Annotated in this window: 10 protein-coding genes and 1 pseudogene; 9 read left to right on the top strand and 2 right to left on the bottom strand. The window is 69.5% G+C overall.

The window, feature by feature from the left end:
* Positions 1-120: 120 nt before the first annotated feature.
* Positions 121-1476: a serine hydrolase domain-containing protein gene (locus tag QNO09_RS15560; RefSeq protein WP_283970769.1), complete on the bottom strand. Its 1356-nt coding sequence runs from the start codon at positions 1474-1476 to the stop codon at positions 121-123.
* An 89-nt stretch (positions 1477-1565) separates the two neighbouring features.
* The gene (locus tag QNO09_RS15555) at positions 1566-2690 is read right to left on the bottom strand and encodes a cytochrome P450 (RefSeq protein WP_283970768.1); all 1125 of its coding nucleotides are present in this window, start codon (positions 2688-2690) and stop codon (positions 1566-1568) included.
* Between the two features lie 1558 nt (positions 2691-4248).
* On the opposite strand from QNO09_RS15555, the gene QNO09_RS15550 reads away from it, so the two are divergent.
* The 9 genes and pseudogenes from QNO09_RS15550 (at position 4249) to QNO09_RS15505 (ending at position 12787) form a co-directional block, all read left to right on the top strand.
* Positions 4249-4626, top strand: a complete 378-nt coding sequence (locus QNO09_RS15550) for a metalloregulator ArsR/SmtB family transcription factor (RefSeq protein ID WP_283970767.1) — start codon at positions 4249-4251, stop codon at positions 4624-4626.
* Positions 4623-5114, top strand: coding sequence for an SRPBCC family protein (locus tag QNO09_RS15545; RefSeq protein ID WP_283970766.1), 492 nt, complete (start codon positions 4623-4625; stop codon positions 5112-5114). Before QNO09_RS15550 ends, QNO09_RS15545 begins: the two co-directional genes overlap by 4 nt.
* 784 nt (positions 5115-5898) lie before the next feature.
* Positions 5899-6091: pseudogene (locus QNO09_RS15540) on the top strand (lamin tail domain-containing protein); the annotation flags it as partial.
* Between the two features lie 50 nt (positions 6092-6141).
* Positions 6142-7896 carry an ankyrin repeat domain-containing protein gene (locus QNO09_RS15535; protein ID WP_283970765.1) on the top strand — a complete coding sequence of 585 codons (1755 nt, stop codon included), beginning with the start codon at positions 6142-6144 and terminating at the stop codon, positions 7894-7896.
* A 374-nt stretch (positions 7897-8270) separates the two neighbouring features.
* A complete protein-coding gene (locus tag QNO09_RS15530) occupies positions 8271-8474 on the top strand; it encodes a hypothetical protein (protein WP_283970764.1) in 204 nt (67 codons plus the stop codon).
* An 84-nt stretch (positions 8475-8558) separates the two neighbouring features.
* Positions 8559-10001 carry an FG-GAP repeat protein gene (locus QNO09_RS15525; RefSeq protein WP_283970763.1) on the top strand — a complete coding sequence of 481 codons (1443 nt, stop codon included), beginning with the start codon at positions 8559-8561 and terminating at the stop codon, positions 9999-10001.
* Positions 10002-10346: 345 nt separating this feature from the next.
* The gene (locus QNO09_RS15515; protein WP_283970762.1) at positions 10347-10751 is read left to right on the top strand and encodes a PaaI family thioesterase; all 405 of its coding nucleotides are present in this window, start codon (positions 10347-10349) and stop codon (positions 10749-10751) included.
* A 112-nt stretch (positions 10752-10863) separates the two neighbouring features.
* Positions 10864-11508 carry a TetR/AcrR family transcriptional regulator gene (locus tag QNO09_RS15510; RefSeq protein WP_283970761.1) on the top strand — a complete coding sequence of 215 codons (645 nt, stop codon included), beginning with the start codon at positions 10864-10866 and terminating at the stop codon, positions 11506-11508.
* 940 nt (positions 11509-12448) lie between these two features.
* Positions 12449-12787: a LysR family transcriptional regulator gene (locus QNO09_RS15505; RefSeq protein ID WP_283970760.1), complete on the top strand. Its 339-nt coding sequence runs from the start codon at positions 12449-12451 to the stop codon at positions 12785-12787.
* Positions 12788-12806: the final 19 nt, after the last annotated feature.

The raw sequence follows: 12806 nt of genomic DNA, 5'->3' as shown, positions 1-12806 counted from the left end.
CCGATCGGAGGCGCAGTCGGACGCTGCCGGCCCGGCACACGGTCAGACGGCGCCGATCCGGCACGCCATCAGACGGCGTCGATCCGGCAGGCGGTCAGTCGGCGCCGATCCGGCACGTGGTCAGTCGGTGCCTGTGCGGCGCGCGGTGCGTCCGGAGATCTGCAGGCGATCGATGGCCCCGGTGGCGGGATCGCGGTGGAAGCGGCCGCCCGGTTCGACCCGGCCGGTGGCCGGATCCACCAGGTCGCAGGACAGGTCCGGATAGCAGACCAGCGGGATGGGATAGTCGCCGTCGACGGACAGCGTCGGCGTGTCGTCCCCGTCGAGTTTGACCAGGTACTCGGTGCCCCCGTTGCGGTAGGTTCCGGCGCACTCCGGGAGTGCCACGGCGAGTCCGCGGCGGGTGTCGGCGGCCGGGGCGGTGGGCACGCGAATCCCGGTGATCCGGGTGAGTTCCGCGGCCATGTCACGCCACAGGGCGGTGGCGGCGCCCGCGTTGCCGGTGAAGGCGATGACCACGCCGCTGTCGGGGTCCGCCCGCAGGTGACAGGAGGTTCCCTGGGCGTTCCCGTCGTGGCCGCACCACACCCGGCCGTCCTGTCGGAAGAGGGCGAGACCCAGGCCCCAGGAGTCGGCGAGGGCACCGGGGTCCGCGGCCGGTTCGGCGTGCCGCATCCGGTCGGCGACGGAGGCCGGCAGTCCGGCGGACCTGCCGATCAAGGCCCTGCCCAGGGCGACCAGGTCCTCGGCACTCGCCAGCAGCGCTCCGGCCGGGGCCTCCACCGGGGCGAGGTTCTGATGGGCCGGGCGTACCAGGCCGGTGGCCGTGTTGAGGGCGTGCCCGCTGGCGAGCGGCCGGGCGGGGGTGGCGTCGCCCAGGAAGGCGGGGACGACGCCCAGGGGCTCCAGGACGAGCGCTGCCACTGCTTCCTGCCAGGTCATGCCCGTCACTTCGGACAGGATGCGGCCGGCGGCGACGTAGCCCGCGTTGGAGTACGAGAAGCCGGTGCCTGGCGGGAACAGGGTGTTCCGGGCGGTGCAGACCGCGGAGAGGTACCGGGAGGCGGTGGTGCCGACGGCGCTGTCGGAGTCGGGTCCGGTGGGCAGACCGGCGGTGTGACTCAGCAGGTGACGCACCGTCACATCGGGTATCTCCCTTGATAAGTCGGGCAGCAGTTCGCTGACGGGTTCGTCCAGGTCCACGTCTCCGTCGTCGGCGAGGAGCAGGACGGCCGCGGCCGTGGCGACCTTGGTGACGGAACCCAGGGGGACGGCCGTCCCCGCGGTGAACGGGGTGTTCGCCAGGGCGTCGGCCGTGCCGGTGTGCGCGCTGAGGACATGGGTGCCGGTGTGGACGGCCAGTTGGGCGCCGGGCACGCGGTGGACGCGGGCGAGGGAGTCGAGGTGGCTGCTCAGCTCCTGCTGCGAGGAGGTCGACGGTCGGTGTGCGGCCGGAGCGGCGGTCGGGTACGGCATGGGGAGGTGACTCCTGGTGAGAGCGGGTGCGGGGAGGAGGACGCGGCCGGCCCGCGAGTGAGCGGTGCGGGGCGTGCGCGTCGGCGCGCTTACGGCCTGGTGACGCAGATCGGCAGGTGGCGTACGCCGACGATGACGGCCGGGTTCTGGTACGTGACGTCGTCGTACGAGGGCACCGCGATGGAGGAGAAACGTTCCATCATCATCTGCAGGGCGATACGGGCTTCCAGCCGGGCCAGGGGGGCGCCGAAACAGAAATGGATGCCATGGCCGAACGTCAGATGGGGATTGGGGTCGCGGGCCGCGTCGAAGACGTCCGGCGAGGTGAAGCGGGAGGGGTCACGGTTGGCGGCCCCCAGGTGCACCATCAGCAGGGTGTCGGCCGGGATCTCGTGGCCGCCGAGCGCCACCGGCCGGGTGGTGCGCCGGCCCAGCTCGGGGAAGGGCGGCAGCCAGCGCAGGACTTCCTCGACGGCGTCCGGAACCCGGTCCGGATCCTTCCGCAGTGCGGTGAGCGTGCCGGGATGCCGGTCGAAGGTGACCATGGCGGTGCCGAGCAGCGCGGTGGTGGTGATGTGCCCGGCGACCAGCAGCAGGGCGACGAACCCGACGATCTCCTGGTCCTCCAGCCGCGTTCCGTCGACCTCGGCGGTGAGGAGTGCGCTGGTCAGGTCGTCACCGGGGTGGGCGCGGCGGTGCCGGATGTGGTCCAGTACGTAGCCGTTCATCTCTCGCACCGTCGGGGCGATGGCCTCCAGCGCCCGTTCCAGGTCGGCCATGTCGAGGCTGTCCCCGAGCTGGTCGCCGCCGAAGAGGGTGGCGGCCCACTCCTGGAACAGCCTGTGGTCCTCGGCGGGGATCCCGAGGAGTTCGGCGATCACGATGATCGGCAGCGGGTAGGCGAGGGTGTCGACCAGGTCGAACCGGTCGCGGTCGGCGACGCCGTCGAAGAGCCGCGCGCACACGGCCTCGATGCGCGGTGCGAGCCCGTGGACCACTCGCGGAGTGAAGGCCTGACTCACCAGGGTGCGGAGTTTGCGGTGCTCCGGCGGGTCCATGCCGACGAAGTTGCCCTGCCGGAAGGCTTCGAAGTCCTCCTGGGTGGGGGCGATCGGCGTCATGTCGGAGGAGTACGTCGCCGGGTCGGACAGGACCGCCGAGACGCCCTGGTGGTCCACGACGTGCCACTGCCGCCGCGCTTCGTCGTACGTCACGGGACCCGCGTCGCGTAAGGACCGCCATCGCCCGGGTAACGCGTCAAGAGGCGATGAGGCGCCGGTCAGTTGTGTGCTTGTCACCGTTTCTCCTTGAGTGAGGGCGTGCGTGCCCGGCGGTGGGCCACCGACGGTGCGCGGCGGCCGACCGCGGGCAGCGCTGACCGTCACGGGTTCGGCCATCGAGGTGTGGCACCGCGGGGCGGTTGTCGCTCGGCGCCACCAGGCCGGTGCCCGGCTCAGCCGGGTCGGCCCACCGAGGGCGACTGGCTTGTCCGCCCCTCAGGGAATGCCGGCCCGGGCGTCAGCGGAACTGAGGACTGAACAGGGACGGTGGGGCGGCGGTTCCGAGCGGTCCGGACGCCCGCCGAGCAGCGGACAAACCCGCACGTGCGCAGCCCGGCCATACGCGCCCAGGGCACCTTGCAGACACCACCACGTCCCCCCAGTGACTTCTCCGCGCAGCAGCCCTGCGCAGAACTCCCCTGTCCTACGATTCACGTGTCAAGAACGCGCTTGGACACGATCATCCCGGCCCAGTGCGTTCACAGTTTTCACGTTGGGTCACAGGATGGCAACCCCCCGAAGTTGAAGGGGAGGTGGCCGTTCAGCAGCCCACCAAAGAGGGTGTGTATCCCGCTCTTTCACACTCAAACCCAGAGTCTGAAGGGAAAGTTGGGCCGTATCACGACGCCTTGAGGCACCACCGCGTCCGCCATCCTTGGCCACACGGCCACCCGCCTGCCGATATCGGTCAGAACGGCCGGTGGGCGGCAGTGTTGCCGCAACGGCCTCACAACACGCTGCAAGGCGACCTTCGAAGGTCCGGAACCGCAGCGCCGCCCCGCACCAGCCCAGCCATCCCTTTTGAGCCATCCCTGCCCACCATGGCGACCCCCTTCAGGTTCCGTGTGGATCACCGTGCGCGGAGCCAGAGGACGAGTGAGGCGATCCGGAGGCCGACGAGACAGCGGGCGACCGGCTCGTCGAAACGGGTGGCGACAGCCCGGAACTGCACATCGCTTCCCCCGGCCCGCCCAAGGCGCCGTCGGCCCGCGATTCCAAGGACGGGCACGGCGCGCTCGCGCCCACTGTTCGAGCATGCTCATGCTCCGTGCATTTCCGGCCAAGCAGCCCCGCGGTCGGAGCGGCACTCCTGCCGGCCGTCCTCCAGCAGGGTGCTCACGACCGCCGGGCCCAACACCGGGACCATCAGGCGCGGGTCAAGACACCAGAAGCGAGCCGTGGACCACTGGGGCCGGCCGGCCCTGTCGTCCGGCTTCCGATTGAGGTGACCCTTGGCCAGGAACGGCGCGGCAGGCGCCCGCTTCGGCCGTCTCCCAGAGGAGACCGCCACGGCCGCGCCGATCTTGCGGATCGCGCACCCTGCGCCTGCCTCACCGCCGAATGCACGGTGCTCAGGATGATCACGGCCTCCCCCAGTCGGTCCGCGGGGACGTTACCTGCGGCGCGGGGCACGGGCTTGTCTTCCACCTCCGCGCTGAGTGCGACCTGACGTCGGCCCCCCGACGCGTAACCGATGCGTTACGCTTATGGTGTGGACGACCTGAGCAAGGTGGCCGTCGCCATCGCCGATCCGGTACGCCGGGAGATCTTGATGATGTTGCGCCGCACCCCGCTGACGGCAGGCGACATCGCGGCCCGGTTCGCGATCAGCCGACCGGCGGTCAGCCGTCACCTGCGCGTGCTGCGGGAGAACGGACTGGTCCGGGACCAGCAGATCGGTCGCCACCGGCGTTACTCCCTCGTCCGCTCCGGGCTGGATGACCTCACCGCCTGGCTCACCCAGTTCGACACCCAGCGGGTCGACTGGTCGCAGCGTCTGGCGGCGCTGGAGACGGAGGTTCACCGCACCCGACGGGACCGCAAGCGGGTCGAGCCCGCCAACGACCACTCCAAGGAAGGCACGGCATGACCCTTGAACCCACCGGACAGCTCATCCCCACCCCCACGGGGCACGACCTGGTCCTCACGCGCAGCTACCGCGCCTCCGCCGAAGACGTCTGGGCGAGTGTCACCGAGCCGGAGCGCACCGCACGATGGTTCGGCCCGTGGCGCGGCCAGGCTGCGACCGGCCACACCGTCGAAGTGCAACTGGTCTTCGAGGAGTCGGCACCTTGGTGCCCACTGCGCATCGAAGCCTGCGAGCCGCCGCACCGACTCGCCGTCTCCATGGAGGACGAGGCCGGATCCTGGTCGATGGAGCTGCTGCTGACCGAGAGCGACGGCACCACCGAACTCCGACTGGTCCAGCATCTGGCCTCCACAAAGGACCTCGGCGAGACCGGCCCGGGCTGGGAGTACTACCTGGACATGCTCACCGCCGCGCGCACGGGCGGGCCACGACCTGACTTCGAGGACTACTACCCCGAGCAAAAGGCATACTTCGAATCCCTGACCTGAGCCCGTCTCCCGCCCTTTGAGCTCGAAGGGCGCGACGCGGCACGCGTCGCTCTCGTGGCAGCATCGGGCTTCCCTCCCGGAGCGAGTGCCGCGGTACTCCAGGACATGCGCGGCGGTTTCGACCAGCTCCACGACCTGGCGGACCGCTACGCCGTACCGCAGCAGGATCGTTCGCCGGGCGGAGGCGCGCCCGCGGCCCACCCCCAACAGAGACGAGGTCAGGGGACGGGATGACAACTCGTCTCCGAACTCTTGACAGAGAGAGACACGGAGCGGTCCTGCCCGGCGCAAGGCAGTTGCATCGGGGCACAGGCGCACCGATCGGCTGGAGCGGGAGTTGGGCACGGCTGAAGGAACGTCAGCCGGTGAACCAGGATCCCGCCGAAACCGCGAACATGTTCGGCCGCGATATCCAGTTGCTCGGCTTCCGACGTGCCTTGGGAGCCGACGCTCCGCATCGAGGGTTTCCGCCAACTGGGATATGGCCGCAGGCAGCGCGGACAGCCAAGGCGAGCTGATCGGCCCCGTCATGTTCTTCCTCGCCGACCCGGGGATGTTCCGCGCTCAATCTGCTGCGGGCTGTAGCCCGCCTCGGCTTCCCGCTGACGCGGCGGTGTTCCGCCGAAGTTCGGGAAGCGGAACGAGGCATGTGGCTCCGGTGGCCCGGGCCTCTACGGCCACAGGGAACGTGCCTCTGCGTCCTTCGAACGGGTGAAGGTCCTTGCCTGTGTGCAACCGCCGGGCCCGGGTGCGTGTCCTGCACAGGCGACACCACCCGCTCATCATGGGGAGCCTGTTCTTGTGCAAGAACCTCGTCACGGCTGCCGCTGTTGCGGCCGGCGCGCTGCCCGCCCTGCCCCCGCGTTCACGCACACGCCGCCGAGTACAGCTCGGCGTTGAAGATCCGCGGAGTTCATCACGACGCGCCGGGCCGCGACTCCAACAGCTGCTCCTCGGGCAACACCGACGAGGAGCACCCTGACGGTGAAGAACCCTCACTGTCAGACCCCTCTGCCACGATCGGTGCATGGGATTCTTCGACGATCTGGTGTTACCGGAGGAACCGGCCGCCGAGCGGACGGCGTTGGTCCGGCTGGGCCCGCCGGAAGAGGACGCCGGGCGGTACGCGCCGCCGGTCGACTGGTTCGCTCCTGCGCTGCTGTCGCAGCTTGAGGTGCTCGGCGCCGGTCCGCACACGAAGGTGCTGCTCACAGGATGGTCCGTATGGCCGCAGGCAGCCACCCTGCATCTGGCGGTCTTCCGCACGACCCGCCAGGACAGCGCGGCTGCGGGACGGCAGTCCGGGTTGCGGGTGGGGCTGCTGTTCTCCGACGGCCGCCGGGTGACCTCGCTGGACGGCACGACGGACCGGAGGGTGGAGTTCACCGGTCCGCAGGGACAGGTGACCGTGGCATCGACACCGCAAGCGGTCGGGCTGATACCGCTGGATCCCGGTTTGCACCATCCCCGCCGATCCCTCTTCAAGACCGACGTCGACCTGTATCTGGCAGAGCTCCCGCCCGCCGGAGAGGCTCAGTTGGTGGTGGAGTGGCCGGACGAGGGGATTGCCGAGACCCGCACCTCGGTCGACGTGGCGGCCCTCCATGCCGCCTCGACGCAGGCGCTCGAGGTCTGGCCGGCGCTCGAGCCGCCGGATCCGTCGGAGCAGCCGGGCGCCTTCGGGTTCATGGAGGTGAGCGGACCACCTGCTTTCCTGGCACCGCCGCTGACTCGGCACCAGCGCGAGATGCTGCGCCGCCAGGAGGAAGCCCGCAGGCGCTATGAGCCGCGGGCCGACTGGCAGCAACTGGGTTACCAGGACTGGGAGGACGCGGCCCTGATCCGTGCTCGGCTGAACGCAGGGGCACCGGTCGACGCCCGCGTCGGATGGCGTGGCACCACCCCGCTGCATTTGACGGCGGAACAAGGGTCGGTGGAGGCGGTCGCCGCGCTGTTGTCGCATCATGCGGAGGTCGACGCACGCGACGACGACGGACACACACCGCTGTGGTACGCCGCCTGCAGCGTGGACGAGGGCAGCGTCCGAGCGCTGATCGATGCCGGGGCCGATGTGTGGACGCCGCAGAGCGGGCCCTGGTCCCCGGGCCGGCTGCTGCTGACCACGTCGCTCGCGCCACTCGTCGCGGATCTTCCGGGGGCGGTGGAACTGCCCGCCGAGGAAGCCGCGGCGTTCGCAGCGGCGGACGCGCTCATCGCGGCCTTCGGCGAGCAGGAGCTGTGGACCGAAGGACTCGGCATCTGCTTCGTGTCGGGCCTGAGCGAGGACGAGGTGATCCGGCGGCTCGGCGCCGACCCCGCGCAGTGCCCGAAAGCAGACTCCGAGCACGCGCCCTTCGCCCCGATGGACTACGACGATTCCCTCCGCTATGTGGGCGTGACGAGCGTGCCCGGGGCCCCTGGCGGCTGCGCGATCACCCAGGATGGCTATATGCCGAGCGACGACGCCGTACTGCGGGTGATATCGGCGGGCACCGCCGCCTACGGAATCTACTTCAACCCCAAGGGCGGCACCTTCGGCACCCTGGCCCGCGACGGCGAAGTCGTCGAGCACGAGGAGATAGGCCTCTGGCCGGACAGTCCCGACCCGGCCGCGCACTGGCACTTCCGCTTCTGGCAGCGCCGTTCCGCCTTCCCGCACTACGCCGACACACTCGCCTACGCATGTGCCGCGGCCGGACTGAGGATCCACGACGGCCAGGAGGTTGCGGATCGCCACACCCCGCGCCGCTGGGTGCCGTTGCCTTCGCACCTCCAGCGCTGAGGCCCCGGGCCATGGGCCGGGGAGGCGCACATGCTCGGGGAGACAAGAGTGCCGCCTCCCCCCTGCGCGGCGTGAAATACCCACCCACGAACCGCTCCGAGCAGACCCGCGCCGCCTCTGCGACGGCGGAGCGGGGCTGCCATCGGATACCGGTGCGCAGCTGCTGCTCAGTCGGTGCCTGGGTGTGCCGGGCAGCACCACGCGCCGCACAGGGATTTCGGCCAGCGCCCGCGTCCAGCGCCTTCCGACGGAGCGCATTCCGCTATCGGGCCCTCGCCCTTCGCCCCACGCTGACCTGTAGAGATGGCCGTCAACTCACTGATAGCATCCGCTCACTTGTGCGAGAGCAGGTCGCTTTGCGGGAGGGGCGGCACGTGGGCGCAGCTGCCGTGTCGCACAGCCGACTGGCGGCCGATGTCGTCGCGGTACCTGTGCGGCGGGTGCAGAGCTGTTCGCCCGCCCAGCCGGCTCTTGCCACCACTGTCGTCGGCGGCATCACCGACCACTGCGGAGCCGACTTGATCTTCCGCAAGGCCAACGGCAGTACTCAGGGCACGGGACAGGTCCCCTTGCCCTGACCCTCGTCGCGCCTTTTCATGCCTGGACGATGTTCCGGTTGTCGTCCGTTCGTCGACGGCAACCCTGAGGTGGGAGAAACTCATATGACCAAGAGAGACGGCCGCGGCGGCAGATGTCGGGTCGTCGCCGCTGTTGGGCTCGCCGGGCTGCTCGGCGGTGTGCAGGTCCCGAGCGCGCACGCTGCCGGGGACACCGTCCCTGCGGACTTCAACGGTGACGGCTATCGCGACGTTGTGCTGCGGGTGCCCGCCGCGGACATCGCCGGACGCGAGGACGCGGGCGCCGTGATCGTCCTGTACGGCTCTGCCTCCGGGCTCTCGGCGACGTCCCGCGTCACGATCACCCAGAATTCCCCCGGCGTGCCGGGAAGCGCCGAGCGGGGTGACTACTTCGGTGCCTCCACCGCCTCTGCCGATCTCGACCGGGACGGCTACACCGACCTGATCGTCGGCGCGCCCTACGAGGATCTCGAACAGGGTGAGAACAAGGGCATGGTCACGATCCTGTGGGGCAGCCGATCGGGCTTGGTGTCCGGGCGGGTTCTGCCGACGCCTGACAGTCCCGAGGACTTCGACCGCATCGGCCGGGACCTGGCCGCCGCGGGCAAGGGAACCTCGTCCACCAGCCTGGTGACGGTCGGTGGCTGGAACTACACCCAGACCTTCCGGGGCCCGTTTACCCGATCGACTGGGCCCGCCTCCGCGGGAATGGGACTGGGCGAGTGGTTCGGCTCCGTCGCCGCCGGCGACCTCGACCGCGACGGCCGCGCCGACACGGTGGCGGTGACGGGGCGTGCCGGCGGGTACACCGGCGGGCGGATCCACGTCAACGCGGAAAACGAACCGCAGTGGAGCGTCCCCCTGACGCACGGCGACGCCCTGGTGGCCACCGTCGGCGATGTCAACGGCGACGGATACGGCGACCTCGTCGCCGGTGATCCCGACGAGCCCCGACAGCGCGGAGTCGACGGAGAGCACGGCGGGCGCATCCTCATCTGGTACGGCGGTTCGGCAGGGGTGCCGACCGACGCCAAGCCCGTCGTGCTTTCCCAGGACACCAGCGGCGTCCCCGGATCCGGGGAGAAGGGCGACAAGTTCGGTGCATCGGTCGTGGTCGCGGACTTCAACCGCGACGGCGTCGGCGACATCGCGGTGGGCGCGCCCGGCGAGAATCTCGGCACCGTCGCCGACGCCGGCATGGTGACAGTCATCCCCGGCAAACGCACGGGGACCCCGGGCTCCGGCGCCTACTCCTACAGCCAGGGCACCACCGGCGTCCCTGGCGGCAACGAGAGCGGAGACCACTTCGGCACCACCCTCTCGGCCGGTGACGTGAACCGCGACGGGCGCCCCGAACTCACCGTCACCGCGCACGGCGAGAACAACTACGCCGGCGCCGCATGGATCCTGCCCGGAGGAACCACCCGGCCCACCACAACCGGCAGCAAGATGTTCACCACCTCACAGTTCGGGCTCCCCGCCTCCGGATGGCAACTCCTCGGCGGCGACAGCCTCCCCCTGCTGTGACCACATGACGCAGGGCGGCCCGGCCTCGGGGCCGGGCCGCATACCGGTCACCCGGCGCATCCCTCACCAGGCTCAGCACGATCGCGACCGCCTCGTCGTCGTCGAGCAGCAGCGGCGGCAGCGTCGCGCCCGCGCCGAGCCGGTAGCCGCCGGCGACCCCTGGTGCGGCCTGGACCGGGTATCCGAGATCGCGGCCACTCGGTCGGGTAGTTCGAGCGGATCTCCCCCACCCTGCGCACCGCGCGCTCGCGCGGCTCTTGGGATGGAACGCGGGAGCTTCACCCTGGTTGACGACGTGAGTTAACGTCGATAAGTTATCGCCACTAACCAGGAGGAGAGTGACCTGTGCTCACACTTGAAGCCGACGACGTCTACGCGCTCGCGCCGTATGCCAAGACGCTCGGCGTCGTGTTCGAGGAGATCACTGAAGTCAGGGTTCAGGCCAGGCTGGCGCATGACCTCTCCCTTTCCACGGTGGGCGGCGGCCTCCACGGAGGGGCGTTGATGGGGCTCGCCGATGTGTGTGCTGCCGTTTGCGCCGCCCTCAACGGTCCAGTCGGCGCCGCACCGGCCACCGTGGAGTCGAGCACGCATTTTCTCCGGCCCGCCCGCACGAGCGTCGTCGCGACAGCTCGTCCCTTGCGTGTGGGACGCAACACCGTCGTCGAGGTCAACGTCCATGATGACGAGGGTGAACTGTGCGCCCGGGTAACCCAAGTGGTCACCGTCATCAAACCGAAGGCCTCATGACGCCTGGTCACGCACCGTCAAGACGCCGCAGATGAGGAAGCGTCCCCTCAGGGGGGCGCTCGGAGATTTCGGCGTCTGCCTATTGTCATCACCCTCTCACGAAGGCACATCTGTGACAGGTTCCCGAGTCCGCGCTGCCAAGGGCCAGGGTGGTCTGCTCCGAGATCAGCTTCTCGACATCGCCGCTCAGCTCCTCGAAAGCCATGGCGTTGAGGCCCTTACGATTCGCGCGGTAGCAACACGTGCAGGAGTCAGCCCGCCGGCCGTCTACCTCCACTTCGCCTCGAAGAGGGAACTCGTCCATGCGGCGTGCCTGCGCGTGTGGAGCTCACTGTTCAGCGAGATGGAAGCGGTGTCCCGGGAAATCCCGGATCCTGTGACGGCGCTCTACGAAACCTGTGTCGCCTACATCGCGTTCGGACTACGTCATCCTTCCCAGTACCGACTGGTGATGGCCGGCGAGGCCACCGAAGCCAGCCGCCAGAACGAAGACGCGTGTTTCCGCTATTTCCGGGACAAGATCGCAGCCTGTGTTGATGCCGGGGTACCTGTCGAGAGCACGACCGAAACCGCCAGAGTGTTGTGTGCCGGTGTGCACGGGGCGGTTTCTCTTCTGATCCACCAAGAGCGTGAGGTATGGCCGCCAGATAGCGACGGCTATGTCAGACGGGCGGCGTCCTCGGCCGTCCATGGCGCTCTCCTCACCGCATCCCACGCGTTCCGCCCCTCGATGGCCGACGTGATGCGGTCTGGCTGAACAATGGGTGCCGGAACCGCCCCGCTGGGATCACGGGCTGTGAGGGAGGCGATGCCAAGAAGTGCCGAGAAGCAGCGCGAATCGGCAGGAGGCGGCTCCCCGTTCGCCGACGAGGAACGGCGAAGCCGAGCGGCGCCAGGGCGGGCAGGCGCGTCCGTGACCACCGGAGCGGCGGGAAAACGTCGAAAGCTGCCACCCCTGGATCCGTGAGGGTCTGTTCCTGATCACCGAGACCGGGGAGCGCTGCCTATCCTCCGGAGAGCTCAACTACCCTTTCGCGCTCCAGTGGTGGTCAGGGGGACCTGGTCAGGCAAGCGTTCGTGGACGGTGTGCGGGCCTGGAGCATGCGGCGGAGGATTTCTGTGTATCTGGCTGCGCAGTGCTGCCTTCTCGGCCTGATCATTACGGCCGTCCATGTCCGGCACATCGATGTTCCACCTGCCGTCTACCTGGTTCCCTGGCTCGGCGTGTCAGCGGGCGGAGTGATCGGCATGTCTTTGGGGCTGAAGAAGCCGAACCAGCCATGACAGGGCACTGCGCCCGGCTGCCCGAGCGACTCCCCGTGCTCGTAGGGGCGAGCCGGCCGGCCGTCTTGGGGTTCCTTCTGCTGGCGACGCCTCAGAAATGCCTGCTCATGGTCGCGTTACGAGGCTATGGGCTTCCCGGGTGACCCGCGACGAGCGGGCCGCCGCCGCGGGCCGGTCGAGCGGAGTGCGCGCCGACCACGTCTCGGCCTCGCGAGCCGCGGCGGGGGAAAAGGCGTGCGATCCGGTTGCACGCCCCGGGCGCCGGACCGGTCGTCCGCAGTCCCTGAACTGACGAGAAATCGCCCGTCCCGGAAAAGGCGCCTCCCCATAAATGCCCCTACCAAACATGTTGATGAGGGGGAAGGGTGACGCTACGCTCGCAGACACCGTGAACGCTCGTATGCCATTCGTGAATGGAATGGCATACGACGCAACGGGGGAAAAGCCGACGCAGCGCCGGCCTGCATTTCGACGGTTCGACTCACACGGGGGCAGAATTGGATACGCGGCATCTCGAGGCATTCCTGGGCGCCGTAGACGCGGGAAGTGTGACACGGGCTGCGAGCATGCTCCGGGTGACCCAGCCGACGGTGACCAATCGCATCAAGGCATTGGAGCGGTCGCTCGGCCTGCCCCTGCTGGAGCGCTTGCCGGGCGGTGTCCGGCCGACGAGAGCCGGTCGCTCCATCCTCGAACAGGCCCGCGAGATACTGCGGCTCAGCGGTCATGTCCGGCGCATCGCGGACGCGTGACTCACGCCGCAGGGGAAAA

Origin of the sequence: Streptomyces sp. 378 (assembly GCF_030124145.1) — a bacterium.
Taxonomy (GTDB): domain Bacteria; phylum Actinomycetota; class Actinomycetes; order Streptomycetales; family Streptomycetaceae; genus Streptomyces.
The sequence above is the reverse complement of the archived record's forward strand: the minus strand, read 5'-3'. Positions and strand labels throughout refer to the sequence as shown.

Excerpts from the sequence above, each read along its gene's own strand:
- QNO09_RS15535 (WP_283970765.1), top strand. The coding sequence starts at position 6,142 with ATGGGATTCTTCGACGATCTGGTGTTACCGGAGGAACCGGCCGCCGAG.
- QNO09_RS15505 (WP_283970760.1), top strand. The coding sequence starts at position 12,449 with ATGGAATGGCATACGACGCAACGGGGGAAAAGCCGACGCAGCGCCGGC.
- QNO09_RS15525 (WP_283970763.1), top strand. The coding sequence starts at position 8,559 with ATGACCAAGAGAGACGGCCGCGGCGGCAGATGTCGGGTCGTCGCCGCT.
- QNO09_RS15545 (WP_283970766.1), top strand. The coding sequence starts at position 4,623 with ATGACCCTTGAACCCACCGGACAGCTCATCCCCACCCCCACGGGGCAC.
- QNO09_RS15560 (WP_283970769.1), bottom strand. The coding sequence starts at position 1,476 with ATGCCGTACCCGACCGCCGCTCCGGCCGCACACCGACCGTCGACCTCC.